General features: G+C 61.4%; 18 protein-coding genes. 10 read left to right on the top strand and 8 right to left on the bottom strand.

Features of this window, described 5'->3' with window-relative positions; genetic code table 11:
• Positions 1–93 precede the first annotated feature (93 nt).
• The 3 genes from BLV09_RS24630 to BLV09_RS24620 all read left to right on the top strand — a co-directional run bounded on the left by BLV09_RS24630 (position 94) and on the right by BLV09_RS24620 (position 2,334).
• Entirely contained in the window at positions 94–672 is a 579-nt protein-coding gene (locus BLV09_RS24630; protein ID WP_146689238.1) for a fasciclin domain-containing protein, read from the top strand.
• A 171-nt stretch (positions 673–843) separates the two neighbouring features.
• Positions 844–1,473 (top strand): cytochrome b/b6 domain-containing protein, encoded by a 630-nt coding sequence (locus tag BLV09_RS24625; protein ID WP_100384870.1) that lies wholly within the window; start codon positions 844–846, stop codon positions 1,471–1,473.
• Positions 1,474–1,548: 75 nt separating this feature from the next.
• Positions 1,549–2,334, top strand: a complete 786-nt coding sequence (locus tag BLV09_RS24620; RefSeq protein WP_146689237.1) for a molybdopterin-dependent oxidoreductase — start codon at positions 1,549–1,551, stop codon at positions 2,332–2,334.
• A 94-nt stretch (positions 2,335–2,428) separates the two neighbouring features.
• On the opposite strand, the gene BLV09_RS24615 is transcribed toward BLV09_RS24620, so the two are convergent.
• Positions 2,429–3,619: a YbfB/YjiJ family MFS transporter gene (locus BLV09_RS24615; RefSeq protein ID WP_146689236.1), complete on the bottom strand. Its 1,191-nt coding sequence runs from the start codon at positions 3,617–3,619 to the stop codon at positions 2,429–2,431.
• A 165-nt stretch (positions 3,620–3,784) separates the two neighbouring features.
• Between BLV09_RS24615 and leuB the strand changes: the two genes are divergently transcribed.
• Entirely contained in the window at positions 3,785–4,897 is a 1,113-nt protein-coding gene (gene leuB, locus BLV09_RS24610; protein WP_146689235.1) for a 3-isopropylmalate dehydrogenase, read from the top strand.
• A gap of 153 nt (positions 4,898–5,050) precedes the next feature.
• On the opposite strand, the gene BLV09_RS24605 is transcribed toward leuB, so the two are convergent.
• Positions 5,051–5,440 (bottom strand): hypothetical protein, encoded by a 390-nt coding sequence (locus BLV09_RS24605; RefSeq protein WP_100387326.1) that lies wholly within the window; start codon positions 5,438–5,440, stop codon positions 5,051–5,053.
• Positions 5,441–5,612: 172 nt separating this feature from the next.
• A complete protein-coding gene (locus tag BLV09_RS24600) occupies positions 5,613–6,329 on the bottom strand; it encodes a hypothetical protein (protein WP_244548817.1) in 717 nt (238 codons plus the stop codon).
• 205 nt (positions 6,330–6,534) lie between these two features.
• Between BLV09_RS24600 and BLV09_RS24595 the strand changes: the two genes are divergently transcribed.
• Together BLV09_RS24595 and BLV09_RS24590 are read left to right on the top strand one after the other, a co-directional pair.
• Positions 6,535–7,569, top strand: a complete 1,035-nt coding sequence (locus tag BLV09_RS24595) for an aspartate-semialdehyde dehydrogenase (protein WP_100384838.1) — start codon at positions 6,535–6,537, stop codon at positions 7,567–7,569.
• A 28-nt stretch (positions 7,570–7,597) separates the two neighbouring features.
• Entirely contained in the window at positions 7,598–8,149 is a 552-nt protein-coding gene (locus BLV09_RS24590) for a TIGR00645 family protein (RefSeq protein ID WP_100384837.1), read from the top strand.
• 13 nt (positions 8,150–8,162) lie between these two features.
• On the opposite strand, the gene BLV09_RS24585 is transcribed toward BLV09_RS24590, so the two are convergent.
• Positions 8,163–8,819, bottom strand: a complete 657-nt coding sequence (locus BLV09_RS24585) for a carbonic anhydrase (RefSeq protein ID WP_100387325.1) — start codon at positions 8,817–8,819, stop codon at positions 8,163–8,165.
• Positions 8,820–8,980: 161 nt separating this feature from the next.
• Between BLV09_RS24585 and BLV09_RS24580 the strand changes: the two genes are divergently transcribed.
• Positions 8,981–9,859, top strand: coding sequence for an HpcH/HpaI aldolase/citrate lyase family protein (locus BLV09_RS24580; RefSeq protein ID WP_146689233.1), 879 nt, complete (start codon positions 8,981–8,983; stop codon positions 9,857–9,859).
• Between the two features lie 166 nt (positions 9,860–10,025).
• On the opposite strand, the gene BLV09_RS24575 is transcribed toward BLV09_RS24580, so the two are convergent.
• The 3 genes from BLV09_RS24575 to BLV09_RS24565 form a co-directional block, all read right to left on the bottom strand.
• Complete coding sequence (locus BLV09_RS24575; protein ID WP_146689232.1) at positions 10,026–10,820, bottom strand: hypothetical protein; 795 nt, start codon at positions 10,818–10,820, stop codon at positions 10,026–10,028.
• A gap of 98 nt (positions 10,821–10,918) precedes the next feature.
• Positions 10,919–11,524 carry a 3-isopropylmalate dehydratase small subunit gene (gene leuD, locus BLV09_RS24570; RefSeq protein WP_146689231.1) on the bottom strand — a complete coding sequence of 202 codons (606 nt, stop codon included), beginning with the start codon at positions 11,522–11,524 and terminating at the stop codon, positions 10,919–10,921.
• A gap of 143 nt (positions 11,525–11,667) precedes the next feature.
• Entirely contained in the window at positions 11,668–12,066 is a 399-nt protein-coding gene (locus tag BLV09_RS24565) for a metallopeptidase family protein (RefSeq protein ID WP_146689230.1), read from the bottom strand.
• 115 nt (positions 12,067–12,181) lie between these two features.
• Between BLV09_RS24565 and BLV09_RS24560 the strand changes: the two genes are divergently transcribed.
• The 3 genes from BLV09_RS24560 (at position 12,182) to BLV09_RS38655 (ending at position 13,819) form a co-directional block, all read left to right on the top strand.
• Positions 12,182–12,520 carry a hypothetical protein gene (locus tag BLV09_RS24560; RefSeq protein WP_146689229.1) on the top strand — a complete coding sequence of 113 codons (339 nt, stop codon included), beginning with the start codon at positions 12,182–12,184 and terminating at the stop codon, positions 12,518–12,520.
• 295 nt (positions 12,521–12,815) lie between these two features.
• Positions 12,816–13,013 carry a hypothetical protein gene (locus tag BLV09_RS24555; RefSeq protein WP_100384832.1) on the top strand — a complete coding sequence of 66 codons (198 nt, stop codon included), beginning with the start codon at positions 12,816–12,818 and terminating at the stop codon, positions 13,011–13,013.
• A 476-nt stretch (positions 13,014–13,489) separates the two neighbouring features.
• Positions 13,490–13,819: a hypothetical protein gene (locus BLV09_RS38655; RefSeq protein WP_167558878.1), complete on the top strand. Its 330-nt coding sequence runs from the start codon at positions 13,490–13,492 to the stop codon at positions 13,817–13,819.
• A 54-nt stretch (positions 13,820–13,873) separates the two neighbouring features.
• Here the strand turns inward: BLV09_RS38655 and BLV09_RS24545 are convergent, their stop codons facing one another.
• The gene (locus BLV09_RS24545) at positions 13,874–14,083 is read right to left on the bottom strand and encodes a hypothetical protein (protein WP_146689227.1); all 210 of its coding nucleotides are present in this window, start codon (positions 14,081–14,083) and stop codon (positions 13,874–13,876) included.
• Positions 14,084–14,161 lie beyond the last annotated feature (78 nt).

Here is a 14,161-nt window from a genome sequence, read left to right as displayed (position 1 = left end):
GACGTTTGTCCTGGCATCCATTGGTCAGCGTCGTTGCCGCTTCATCGCCGGCGGAGCATCCGCCGGACACCTTCATCCATTGGGAGACGTTCCATGTCCAAGCGTATTGCATTTCTGTCCGCCGCCGCTCTTGGCGCGCTGGCCCTGACCGCCACCATCGTCACGCCCGTCAGTGCGCAGGATAAAATGAAGAGCGAAATGTCCGGCGAAAAGACCGTGATGGTCGGCGGCGCCGCCATGTTCCCCTCGAAGAACATCGTCCAGAACGCCGTCAACTCCAAGGATCACACCACGCTGGTTGCGGCGGTGAAGGCGGCCGGCCTGGTCGGGACGCTGGAAGGCAAGGGCCCGTTCACGGTGTTCGCGCCCACCAATGCGGCGTTCGGCAAGCTGCCGGCCGGCACCGTCGACACGCTGGTGAAACCGGAGAACAAGGCGGCCCTGACCAAAATCCTCACCTACCACGTGGTGCCGGGCAAGCTTGAGGCCTCCGATCTCACCGACGGCAAGAAGCTCAAGACCGTTCAGGGCGAAGAGCTGACCGTCAAGCGGTCGGGTGACACGGTCATGATCATCGACTCCAAGGGCGGTTCCTCCACCGTCACGATCCCGAACGTCAATCAGTCGAACGGCGTGATCCACGTGGTCGATACCATCCTGATGCCGTCGTAATCCCGGCCGCCCCGATCCTCACCGGGACGAACGACCGCGAGCCGGGGTTAACCCGGCTCGCTTTTTTGTGAACGGTTAATAGCTAACAGGTATCGGTCGTCTGGTGCATCGCTGTAACGAAACACCGGTTCCCGGCGTATAGACCTGAGTGACCGCAGCGACGGAATAGCCATGTCCAGCCTTACAGTCAGCGACAAGCACAGTGCGCCCGCCACGACGAAAGTGATTCAGCCGGCATGGGTCCGGATCATGCACTGGATCAATGCGGTGGCGATCCTGCTGATGATCACGTCGGGATGGCAGGTCTATAACGCCTCGCCGCTGTTCAATTTCTCGTTTCCGGCCTCGATCACGCTGGGCGGCTGGCTCGGCGGCGCGCTGCTCTGGCATTTCGCCGCGATGTGGCTGTTGATGGTCAATGGCCTTTTCTATCTGACCTTCGGCTTCGCCACCGGGCGCTTCAGCAAAAAGCTGCTGCCGATCACGCCGTCAGGCGTCGTCGCCGATACCAAGGCGGCACTGACCTTCAAGCTCTCGCATGACGACCTCTCCAAATACAACAATGTGCAGAAGCTGCTTTATGCCGGCATCATCGTGGTCGGCATCGTCATCGTGCTGTCGGGGCTTTCGATGTGGAAGCCGGTGCAACTGCAATATCTGACCGCCTTGTTCGGCGGCTATGATTTCGCGCGCTACGTTCACTTCGCCTGCATGGCGGCGATCTGCGCATTCCTGGTGGTGCACGTCGTGCTGGCGCTGCTGGTGCCGAAAAGCCTGCGCGCGATGATTATCGGCCGCTAGGCATGATCCCGGAAAGTGGGAACCGGTTTTCGGAAAAGATCATGCCCAAGAAAGTAGCTTCGAGGAGAATACATCATGGGCCGCATGCGCTCGCTTCTGATCCCCGGCGTCGACAAGAAGCTGCTGGTCAAGGACGCCACCAAGGTGATGCCTGATCTCACCCGCCGGCGCTTCATTTCTGCCGGCGCCAGTCTCGGCGCATTGACGTTGCTGACCGGTTGCGACGTGTCGGACAGTTTTTCAGCCGAGGACATGCTGAAGAAGGTCTCCAAGTTCAATGACGGCGTGCAGGCGCTGATCTTCAATCCGTATGCGCTGGCGCCGACTTTCCCGGAGAGCGCCATTACAAAGCCGTTTCCGTTCAACGCCTATTACGATCTCGACGACGCGCCCGAGGTCGATGGCAAGGAATGGAAGCTCGAGGTGCGCGGCCTCGTCGACAACAAGAAATCATGGACGCTGGACGAACTGTACAAGCTGCCGCAGGTCAAGCAGATCACGCGCCATATCTGCGTCGAGGGCTGGAGCGCGATTGGAAGCTGGACCGGCACGCCGTTGCGCGATTTCCTCAAGCTGATCGGCGCCGACACCCGTGCGAAATATTGCTGGTTCCAATGTGCTGATCGGGAGGGCTACAATTCACCGCTGGATATGGAAACGGCGCTGCATCCGCAGACCCAGATGACGTTCAAATTCGCCAATGAAATTTTGCCGCGGGCCTATGGCTATCCGATGAAGATCCGGGTGCCCACAAAACTCGGCTTCAAGAATCCGAAATACGTGATCTCGATGGAAGTCACCAACGACTACAAGGGTGGCTACTGGGAAGACCAGGGCTACAATTCGTTTAGCGGAAGCTAGGTGCTTCTTTCGTCATTATGAGCCAACGGGTCGCGCCAATGTGCGCCGGTGGCAGACGCCACGGAGCGATCCGGCACCGCGATAAGCCCCAGAGCTAAACAGCCGGTTGCGGCTTTTTCTGAAACGCCGAGGCTATCGCACCCAAGGCAAGCATCGCCGCGCCGGCATTGAGGGCATAAGACAGGCTGCCCAGCGCATCGGTAATCGCGCCGGTAAGGATCGGCCCCAGGATCTGGCCCAGCCCGAATGCAATTGTCATCGCCGCGATCGCGACGGGCCATGCGGCATGCGGGTAGTTGAAGCGCACGAAGGCGGTGGTCGAGGCGACGACCGCGAAAAACGATACGCCGAATACCAGCGCCGAGACCGTGAGCAGGATGGCGGATTGCCCGAACAGCGGAAGCGCGGCGCCGGTCGTATTGACCGCGAGAATGATCGCGGTGCTGATGCCGCCGCTGTTGCGCGCCAGCACGCCGCGCCAGACCCAGGGCGTGACGAATGCGCTCAACCCGATCAGGCACCAGAATGCGCTTTGCGCCGCGGCGCCTCCGCCGGCATCGCGGACATAGGCGATCATGAAGGTCATGTAGGCGATGTAGCCCGCGCCGAACAGAAAATAGCCGACGAGATAGATCAGCACCGGCCTGACGGCGAATTTCGCCGACGTCGCGTCGGGGATGTCGGCCTTCGCCTCGAAATGTGTCAGCAGCAGTGGCAGGGTCATCGCAATCGAAAGCAGCGTCATCGCCCACCACACGATCCACCACGAGCCTGGCCCAAAAGCCTGCAGCACAAAGGGTGCGATCAGGCCCGACAACAGGATGCCGAGGCCGGGTCCGGCATAGAACAGGCTCAGCAAAAAATTTGCCCGCTCAGGCCGCGATTGCGCAATCGTCGCCGCGAGCGCACCACTGGCAACGAAGCCGACCGCCGCGCCGACGCCTGCGAGCAGCCGCGCCAAGCTCAGGACCACGAAATTGCCTGACATCGCACACAGGGCCAGCGACGCCAGGCAAGCCAGCGTGCCCCAGCGCAGCGAAGCGGATAGCCCAAATCGCTTGATGAGTTTGGATGCGATCAGTGCGCCGGCAAGGTAGCCCGAGGCATTGATGGTGTTCATGAAGCCGGCGGCGGAATACGACCAGCCCAATGAATCCCGCATATCCGGCAGCACCAGCGAATAGGCGAAGCGGCCGATGCCAAGACCGACAGTGGGCGTCAGCGACAGAATAAGAATCAGCCGCGCGGGATGCGCGTAAGCCGATGGGCGGGCAGGGCTATGCAAGGGAAATACTCCGGCAGCAGACCCATTCTGACAGGGTGGGGTGGGGTTGCACAGGGCGCGGTCAGCAATGGTGTCTTGCCAATCGGGCAACGCCGCTCTAGCAATCCGCGCAATTATTGATGGTCTTCATGCCCGGCCATAACGCGTTGAATGAGGAAATACACCATGGCGACCCATAAATTGCTGCTTCTCCCCGGCGACGGCATCGGCCCCGAAGTGATGGCGGAGGTCAAACGCCTGATCGACTGGCTCAATGCGCAAGGCATCGCGCATTTCGAGACGGAGCAGGGACTGGTCGGCGGCGCGGCCTATGACGCGCACAAGGCCAGTATCAGCGAGGACACCATGGCCAAGGCACAGGCGGCCGACGCCGTGATCTTCGGCGCGGTCGGCGGTCCCAAATGGGATAGCGTTCCCTACGAAGCGCGGCCGGAGGCCGGCCTGCTGCGGCTGCGCAAGGATCTTGGCCTGTTCGCCAATCTGCGTCCGGCGGTGTGCTATCCCGCGCTCGCGGATGCTTCCAGTTTGAAGCGCGAGGCGGTCGAAGGCCTCGACATCATGATCGTGCGCGAGTTGACGGGCGGGGTCTATTTCGGCGAACCGAAAACCATCACCGATCTCGGCAATGGCCAGAAGCGCGCCATCGATACCCAGGTGTACGACACCTATGAGATCGAACGCATTGCGCGCGTCGCGTTCGATCTGGCGCGCAAGCGCCGCAACAAGCTGACCTCGATGGAAAAGCGCAACGTCATGAAATCGGGCGTGCTCTGGAACGAGGTGGTCACGCAGGTCCATGCCCGCGAATACAAGGACGTGCAGCTCGAACATCAGCTCGCGGATTCCGGCGGCATGAACCTGGTGAAATCGCCGAAGCAGTTCGACGTCATCGTCACCGACAATCTGTTCGGCGACATGCTTTCCGATATCGCGGCGATGCTGACCGGTTCGCTCGGCATGTTGCCGTCGGCTTCGCTCGGCGAGATCGACGCCAGGAGCAAAAAGCGCAAATCGCTGTTCGAGCCGGTGCATGGCTCGGCGCCCGACATCGCCGGCAAGGGATTGGCCAATCCGATCGCCATGCTCGCCTCATTCGGCATGGCGCTGCGCTATTCTTTCGATATGGGCGCGCTGGCCGACAAGCTCGATGCGGCGATCGCCGCGGTGCTCGCCAATGGCCTGCGCACCGCAGACATCAGGTCGGAAGGCACCACCGCGGTGTCCACGACGGAGATGGGCCAGGCGATCCTGAAGGAATTGCAGGCGCTGCACGCGTGAGCTGCAACAGATTCGGTGTCGTCCCGGCCTTGCGCCGGGACCCACAACCGATTGCGTTGAGCGAAGTCGTCGACCGGCGTTCTTAAAACGAGAGGCCGCAGCGTATAGGTCCCGGCGATCGCCGGGACAACAGATCGCGAGCGCTCGTCAAAATCAATAGAGCGGGAACCTGGTCGGCTCGCCGCCCAAATCCGACGGCGGGTTGAGCGGTTGGCGATCGATCGGACGGTTGTTGTTCTCGCGCGCGAAGTCTGGGTACCCGATCGCGGGCGGAAACGCGTAGTCCAGGAATTTGCGGTCGCCGGGAAGCACTTCGGTGCCGGCATCGAGCCATGAGCGCTTGCTGATATAGACGCGGGTGTGCGGTCCCTGCTGGATGACCACGTTGGGACCGTTCGGCCCGTAACTGACGCGGCCGTCCTTGTCATATTTCAGACGGGTCGACTGCGCGCTGGCCGGTGCCATGGCAAAGCTGGCCGCGACAACCGCGATCGCGGCAAACGACACCGCAAGCTTGCTCACGGCAGGGAATTTCCAGGTCATCATGTCCTCATGGTCCGGCAGGGCGCCATATCCGATTTGGCGGTCACTTTAACTTCCGCAGGCATATAGCCACAAGGTCTATCGGGCCACACTGTTTCACAATAATGCGGCGGGAAGCGAAAAAGTCGCATGAATACCAGCGTCTTGGCTGGTCTCCGGCAGGCCCGTTCGATCACAGCGCGCCGCGCAGCCGGGGATTTTCCGCATTCATCACCCAGTCGGCCGATGCTCCCGGCGTGGTGGCGGGGGCGCAGTCGCCGCGCCTGAGTTCGGCGCGGGCGAATAATTCAGCCAGTTTCGGTTCGTTTCCGGCGGTGAGCAGGATCAGGCGGTTCAAAATACAGCCGACCGACGCGCGCCGGGCGGGTGCCGTGTCGCCCTGGCAGGACCAGCCGGAAATCCGCAAATCCGGATTATCCAGACGTTTCACGTAGGCGAGGCATGGCGATGCCCGGTCGGTCTGGCCGGCGAGACGCAGCAGCGTCACCGTTCCGAATTTGCTGCCGATGACGCCGGCGGCTTCCAGTTCGTGGCTGCCGCCGGGATCCATCCGGTCCGCGAGGTCGGCGCCGGCGGGCTCTGATCGGCTCGATTCGCCGCCCGGGCGGTAGATTTCCAGCTCGGCCACCGGTTTTTCACCCGGGGCTGCCCAGCGAAGGATGTCCTTGCGACCGCCTTCGGGATGCCGAAGGATTTCATAAGTCTCTGCTTTACCGAGGAAATTTGATTGACTGACGGCGAACGCCGGATACGAACGCGTCGCCACGCTCCAGTCTTCCACCGCGGAAGGCGGCTCGACCGCGCCGAGCTGCAATTCGTCCCACAGGTGGATGCCGACGATGGCAAGCAGCGCCAGAGCCCCCACATAGACGACCAGGCGGGCCAGCATGCTGCAGCATTCGTCGGTAAAGCTGGTCAGCGCCGGGTGAATTCGGGTCGGATCAAAGGAACTTGGCACGGGGGCCCCAAAACAAACGCATCAAACGCCCACGCGCCGGTCTAACGTTGTCTTAGGGGCGTTTCTCGCATAGAAGCGCTGCTCTTCCTTTCCCGCCGTGTGCGGGCAGGAGGCATTTTTCTTCGGAGAGTGAACGATGGGTTACAAAGTCGCGGTGGTCGGAGCGACCGGCAATGTCGGTCGGGAAATGCTCAACATTCTCGACGAACGCAAATTCCCGGCAGACGAGGTGGTGGCACTGGCCTCACGTCGCAGCGTGGGCGTCGAAGTGTCCTATGGCGACCGTACCCTGAAAGTCAAAGCGCTGGAGCATTACGATTTCTCCGACGTCGATATCTGCCTGATGTCGGCAGGCGGCGCGGTGTCGAAGGAATGGTCGCCGAAGATCGGCGCCGCCGGCGCGGTCGTGATCGACAATTCGTCGGCGTGGCGCATGGATCCGGACGTGCCGCTGATCGTACCCGAAGTCAACGCGAGTGCGGCTGCCGGATTCGTCAAGAAGAACATCATCGCCAATCCGAATTGCTCGACCGCGCAACTCGTGGTCGCGCTGAAGCCGCTGCACGACAAGGCCGTCATCAAGCGTGTCGTGGTCTCGACCTATCAATCGGTGTCGGGCGCCGGCAAGGACGCCATGGACGAGCTGTTTTCGCAGACCAAGGCGGTCTACACCAACAGCGAACTCGTCAACAAGAAATTCCCGAAGCGTATCGCCTTCAACGTCATCCCCGAGATCGACGTGTTCATGGAGGACGGCTACACCAAGGAAGAGTGGAAGATGATGATGGAGACCAAGAAGATTCTTGATCCCAAAATCAAGCTGACCGCGACCTGCGTGCGGGTGCCGGTGTTTGTCGGCCATTCCGAAGCGGTCAATATCGAGTTCGAGAATCCGATCTCGGCCGATGAGGCGCGCGACATCCTGCGCAAGGCGCCGGGATGCCTCGTGATCGACAAGCGCGAGCCGGGCGGCTACGTCACGCCTTATGAGGCGGCGGGCGAGGACGCGACCTACATCAGCCGCATCCGCGAGGACGCGACGGTCGAGAATGGTCTGGTTCTCTGGTGCGTGTCGGACAATCTGCGCAAGGGCGCGGCGCTGAACGCGATCCAGATCGCCGAGAGCCTGATCAACCGCAAGCTGATCAGCGCCAAGAAGAAGGCGGCGTAAACGCCGGATCACGGGAGCCGGAACTGCGATGAGCGAAGAACCGGCCCCTTATCGGCCGAATCCGACGCTGAAGCGCGTCGAGAACGGTTTCGAAAGCGTGATCTTCAACAGCCGCTGGCTGATGGCGCCGTTTTACTTCGGCCTCGTCATCAGCCTCGCGGTGCTGTTGCTGAAATTCTGCATGCTGCTGTGGGAGTTCATCATCCACGCGCCGGGCTCGAGTGAGTCCGACATTATCCTCGGCGTGCTCAGCCTGATCGACGTCTCGCTGACCGGCAATCTGGTCCTGATCGTGGTGTTTTCGGGTTACGAAAATTTCGTCTCGAAGATCGATCCCGGCGGCCATCCGGATTGGCCGGACTGGATGACCAAGATCAATTTCGGCGGGCTGAAGCAGAAGCTGCTGGCCTCAATCGTCGCGATTTCCGCGATCCAAGTGCTGAAGGCATTCATGAACATCGACACTGTCTTCGATGCCCAGAAACTGGCATGGCTGGTTGGGGTGCATCTGGTGTTCGTGGTCTCGGCGTTTATGCTGGCACTGTCTGATCGCTGGGGCAGCGATCATGGCGGCGAATAGCGAGTAGAATTTCCTATTCGCCGGCCTGCGCGGCCTCGCGCACGCTTTTAAATTCCTTGGCGGCCGGATCGAGCACGAATAGCGAGCCCTGGGCCACGCCGAAATAGGCGCCGTGCAGATGCATCTCGCCGCGCTCGACGGCGGTCCGCACGAATGGAAATGTCATCAGGTTTTCCAGGCTCCGGAACACGGCAGCCTTCTCGATCCGCACGGTGAAGTCCTGCATCGTCTCACGATCGCGCTGCTCGACCCTCTCGCCGGGCTTGATGAACATCGCCATCCACTTGCCGATGAAATCACCGGGTGAGAGCGGCGCGGCCTTGTCGATGAAGGCGCGGATGCCGCCGCATTGCGCATGGCCGAGCACCACGATGTGTTTCACGCGCAGCACCGAAACCGCATATTCCAGCGCCGCCGAAACGCCATGCGCGCTGGCGTCCGGCTGATAGACCGGCACCAGATTGGCGACGTTTCGCATCACGAACAATTCGCCGGGACCGGCGTCGAAGATCACCTCGGGCGAGACCCGGGAATCGCAGCAGCCGATCACCATGACTTCGGGGGACTGGCCGCGCACCGACAATTCGCTGTAGCGCGACTGTTCGGTCGGAAGCCGCTGCGTCGCGAAAGTGCGGTAGCCGTCGAGCAATTGTTGCGGGAACGATGCCATCTCTATCGCTAACCATATGCCGGTGACGGGAACAAGACTTTCGGGCGGAGGATTGAGATGATAGGGCATGACGGGGAAAAGCGGGCACGGTTTTCCGGCGGGATTTTGCCCAAATGATAGCCGTCCCGATCATTCCCAAGGAAATTCCGAGGAACCCAGCCATGATCCGTCCACGCCGCAGCCTGTTGTTCATGCCCGGATCGAATGCGCGGGCGCTGGAAAAGGCCCGCAATCTTCCCGCCGACGGCATTATCCTCGACCTCGAGGATTCCGTGGCGCCTGACGCCAAGGCGCTGGCGCGCGACCAGATCGCGCAGGCGATTGCCGCCAAAGGTTTCGGCAAGCGTGAGGTCTGGATCCGCACCAATAGTTTGGACACGTCGTGGTGGATCGATGACGTCACTATGGCCGGTCAGGCGCGACCGGACGGCATCCTGGTTCCAAAGGTTTCCAGCGTTGCGGACCTCAACACCATCGGCGATCGTCTTGCCGCCATCGGCGCCGACAGCTCGATCAAGGTATGGGCGATGATCGAGACCGCGCGCGCGGTATTGGATGCCGACAAGCTGGCCGCCGCCTCGCGCGATCCGAAAACGCGACTTGCGGGATTTGTATTCGGGCCGAATGACATCGCGCGGGAGACGCGGATCCGCATGCTGCCGGGCCGCGCGGCGATGATCCCGATGATCACGCATTGCATTCTGGCGACACGCGCCCACGGCCTCGAAATTCTCGACGGGCCCTACAGCGATTTCAGCAATGTCGACGGCTTTGGGCAGGAATGCGCGCAAGGCCGCGATCTCGGTTTTGACGGCAAGACGCTGATCCATCCCGGTCAGATCGAGGCCTGCAATGTGATCTTCACCCCGCCGGCGGAGGAAATCGCGCAGGCCCGCAAGATCATCGCCGCGTTCGAGCAGCCGGAGAATGCTTCGCGCGGCGCGATCCGGCTCGACGGCCAGATGGTGGAACGGCTGCACGCCGACATGGCCCGGCGCACCATTGCGATTGCCGATGCGATCGCGGCGATGGGGAATTGATTCTTCCCCACTCCCCCTGCGGGAGAGGGTGACGAAATCGAGCGTAGCGAGATGAAGTCGGGTGAGGGGTCGCGGTCTATCGACAGAGCCTAACCCCTCATCCGGCACGGACTTCGTCCGCGCCGCCTTCTGCCACAAGAGGAGAAGGAAGAAGCCGCAGCCTGTCTCAGCGGGTCGATCCAAACCGCTCCGTCGCCCACGCATAGAGGCTGCCGGCAACAGGCCGCTGATTTCCGCGTCCTTTGGGCGAAACGTGAAAACCCATGATCTTGGGGTCCGCGATCAGCGTTGAAAAATCCGAGGGCTCGAAAAACAATCTCGGCTCGGCATGAACGGCGTAAAACGATTGCTTCGGCAGCGCATGATGCAGTTCGCCGGTGCGCCGGGCGAGCGCGGTCAGCGCCGCCGGACCAAAGATTGCGACCCTGATATCGGAGAGACGATTGGAGCCGCCGCGTAGTTTGCGCAGCGTGAATGTCAGGCGATGCCGCAGCGACAGCCAGTCCGGTGTCAGCTCGTCCTGCTGCATCAGATCTGCGAAAGCCGCGACGATTGGGTCGTTCGACGGAAGATAGAGCACGGAATTGCCAAGCTGACGCGGCCGTTCCCAGGCGAAGTACGGTTTTGCGGGATCGATCTCGATTGGCTTTAGCAGCAGCACATCGGCGTCGAGCCAAAGACCTGCGCGCTGCGCCATCAGCCGCATTCGGAAGAAGTCGGAAAATTGCAGCGCGGTCCAGTCGCGCCAGGTGCCGTCCGGTTGTGGCGGACGAAGTTTTTCGGAGAAGGCGTGCGGCAGCACGGCCTCAGCCTCGGCGTTGCCGACGCCATCGGGCAGTCCCGCCAGCGGGTCGAAACTATAAACGGTGACCCTATGGCCCGCGGCGATCTGTGATCGCAGGCACAACAACCGGAGCGCATCGAGCCGACCGTGCCAGAAGGTGACGATGTCCGGCCGCATGCGCGTCACCTGTCAAAGCGTTTCAAACCAAACCCCGCCCCGCATTTGATGCAGGGTGGAAATCGGCTGGTGCTGGAAAACGCGTCAATAAAGCGAGATCAGGCCCAGGCGCGCTCGGTCTTCAGCTTTTCCTCGTAGCTGTCGATCGAGGCCTTCTTCTCCATGGTCAGCCCGATGTCGTCGAGGCCGTTCAGCAGGCAGTGCTTGCGGAACGGATCGATCTCGAACTTCAAGGTGCCGCCGTCGGGCCCACGAATTTCCTGCTTGGCCAGATCAATGGACAGCGTCGCGTTGGCGCCACGCTCGGCATCGTCGAACAATTTGTCGAGGTCTTCCTGCGAGACGCGGATCGGCAGAACGCCGTTCTTGAAGCAGTTGTTGTAGAAGATGTCGCCGAACGAGGTCGAGATCACGCAGCGGATGCCGAAATCGAGCAGCGCCCAGGGTGCGTGCTCGCGGCTCGAGCCGCAGCCGAAATTGTCGCCCGCGACCAGAACCTTGGCGTTGCGATAGGCCGGCTTGTTGAGGATGAAATCCGGATTCTCGCTGCCGTCGTCCTTGTAGCGCTGCTCCGAGAAAAGTCCCTTGCCAAGGCCGGTGCGCTTGATGGTCTTCAGATACTGCTTCGGGATGATCATGTCGGTGTCGACATTGATGATCTTCAGCGGCGCCGCGACGCCTTCCAGCGAGGTGAACTTGTCCATGGCTCGATCTTCATCTTTGCGAGGGGCCAGCTGCAATTTCGCGCCCGAGAGGTTGCGAATTTGCAAATTGAGGGAAGGTTTTATCCCGATCGCGACCCGGGTCCAAGGCCAAATTGCGCAGGGCTAAATTGCAACGGCCAGCGCTATTCCGCGCCAGCCTCGATCGCCTCCATATCGGCGTCGGACAGGCCGAAATGATGGCCTATCTCGTGAATCAGCACGTGGCGGACGATATGGCCGAGCGTCTCGTCGTGCTCGGCCCAATAATCCAGGATCGGCCGGCGGTAGAGCCAGATCATATTGGGCAGCTGCGCGATGTCGTCGTTGCTGCGGAACGGCAGGCCGACGCCCTGGAACAGGCCGAGCAGGTCGAACTCGCTCTCGGCCTCCATCTCGTCGAGCACCTCATCGGTCGGGAAATCATCGACACGGACGATCACCCCCTCGCACAGGCCGCGAAAGTCCTTCGGCAGGCGCTCAAAGATGTCGTGCGCCATGGTCTCCATTTCAGCAAGGGAGGGCGCTTTGGCGGATGTCCACATCGCCCCTGTTTAGCGCGTGTTACGCACATATGCATGACGGTTTTGGCGCCTGCGCGCAGTTGACGTTGCGGCGGCAATCGGAGACCGTAGGATCGCAACGGTTTGGGTGGGCTTCATGATAGGAATCAGGACGGCGGCAATTTGGGTCGCACTTGCGGGCGTTTTCTTTCTGCCGGCATCGGGAACCCAGGCGCAAACCGTACCCTCCGGTGTCAGAATCGCTCAGGCATCGCCCCCGGCTGAGACTGCCGCCGCGCCGCGCCGGGCTCGACGGGCGCTGCGGCGTGTACCGATCTATCCGCGTCGCGAAGGCCAATTCGAGGAAGGTATCGATCCTTACTACTACCCAGGACCGAATGCGGTGCGGGATTGCGTCGCAAACTACGTGCAGGAATACCGGCCAAGTGGCACCGTGATCGTGCCGCGCATGCACTGCGTCTGGCGCCCCGGCTAGCTTTCGCGGTTTTCTCAAAGGCCGTCGCGCCACGAACGCCGGGCTCCCGGCGACGGCCATCATGAATGGCGTGAAGCCGCCGACTCTTGCGACGATAGTCTAAGCTTCGCTTGAGCGATTGCATGACGCAAAACGGGAACCGGATCACCTCCTCTGCATTTGTTGGGGTGGCGCAGGTTTTCACTTCACATTCACGTCGCGAACTTCAGTCCACGATCTGCGTCGCGGCGAGGCGGTCGATTCGTTCGGCCGTTTTGTCGCCGACGTGACATCCATGGATCCAGGGAGAATAGACATGAAGGTGACGAAAGTTCTGGGGCTTGCGGCCGTTGGCGCATTGCTCATTCTGGCTGCCCCCGCTCAGCAAGCTCAAGCGATGTCGCTGAGCAGCCCCAGTGCCGCCGCTGCGGTCCAGGATGGCGCGACGCAAACCACGCAAGTGGGCTGGCATCACCACTGGCATCGCCATCATTGGCACCATTGGCACCGCTGATTGCCGCCGGCATTAGCGGTTTGAAGGCATCCGAGATTGGACAGGCCCGCAATGCGGGCCTGTTTTTTTATGACGATCGAACAACGCCAATGCCCGGACACATCGAATGCCCGGCGCATTCATGACGCGTTCACTTCGCGATCTGTAACCTTGCACCAGGAGTGAAACGAACGCGCCGGAAGCGGGCTCGTGACCTCAAGCTCATGACCTCACGCTTTCGTCGTCCTGTTCAGGGAGGTTGTTCATGAAGAGCCTATCCGTTCCCCGGTGCAGCCTTGTGCGGTGCCTGGGCCTTGCGGCTGCTGCAATGCTGATGCTGTCGGTTGCTCCAAACCAGCGCGCAAATGCGATGTCGTTGATCAATCCCGGCGCCGCGCCGTCACAGACCCATGTTTCCGAGGGGCTGACGACCGAAGTGCGGCACGGCGGCGGAGGCGGTGGTGGTCATGGTGGCGGCGGTCATGGCGGAGGCTTCCATGGCGGCGGGTTTCACGGTGGCGGGTTTCATGGCGGAGGCTTCCACGGCGGTGGATTTCATGGTGGCGGTTTCCACCGAGGATTCCATGGTGGCGGGTTCCGCGTTGGAGGCTTTCACCATGGCGGTATTCACTACGGCGGATATCATCACGGCGGGTATCGGTTCTACGGGCACCATTTTCACCGGCGGCACTTCTATGGCCCGTCGTATTATTACTACCCGCGTCATCACCATTGCCGGATCATCTGGACCTATTACGGCCCGCACCGCGTCTGTCACTGGCACCGGTGGCACCACTGGCGATACTGGTGATTGTCGCCACGGCTGAAAATGAATTGGGCGCCCGACAGGCGCCCGATTTATTTCCGATCGAGAAAACGCGTTACCCGCGATCCCAATCCTTGAATTTCCAGGATTTGAGCCGCCACGGCGTCAGCGTCTCCACTCGCCACTGCACCCATCGCTCCGGCGGCCAGTGACTGAGGCGTGACGTTTCCTTGACTTCGGGCTCGATCACGCGCGGAGCATAGCGGCGCCGGCTCTGGCGCGTCGCCTCGCTGATCATATCGACGAATTCAGACTTGTCGGCCATGGCACGCTCCAAGCGAAACGCCTGCCTTCACGAGCCCCGAGTGTGCTCCCCGATCTTTAACGAGTGGTTGCCAGAACG

Source organism: Bradyrhizobium canariense (assembly GCF_900105125.1).
Lineage (GTDB): Bacteria > Pseudomonadota > Alphaproteobacteria > Rhizobiales > Xanthobacteraceae > Bradyrhizobium > Bradyrhizobium canariense_A.
The sequence above is the reverse complement of the archived record's forward strand: the minus strand, read 5'-3'. Positions and strand labels throughout refer to the sequence as shown.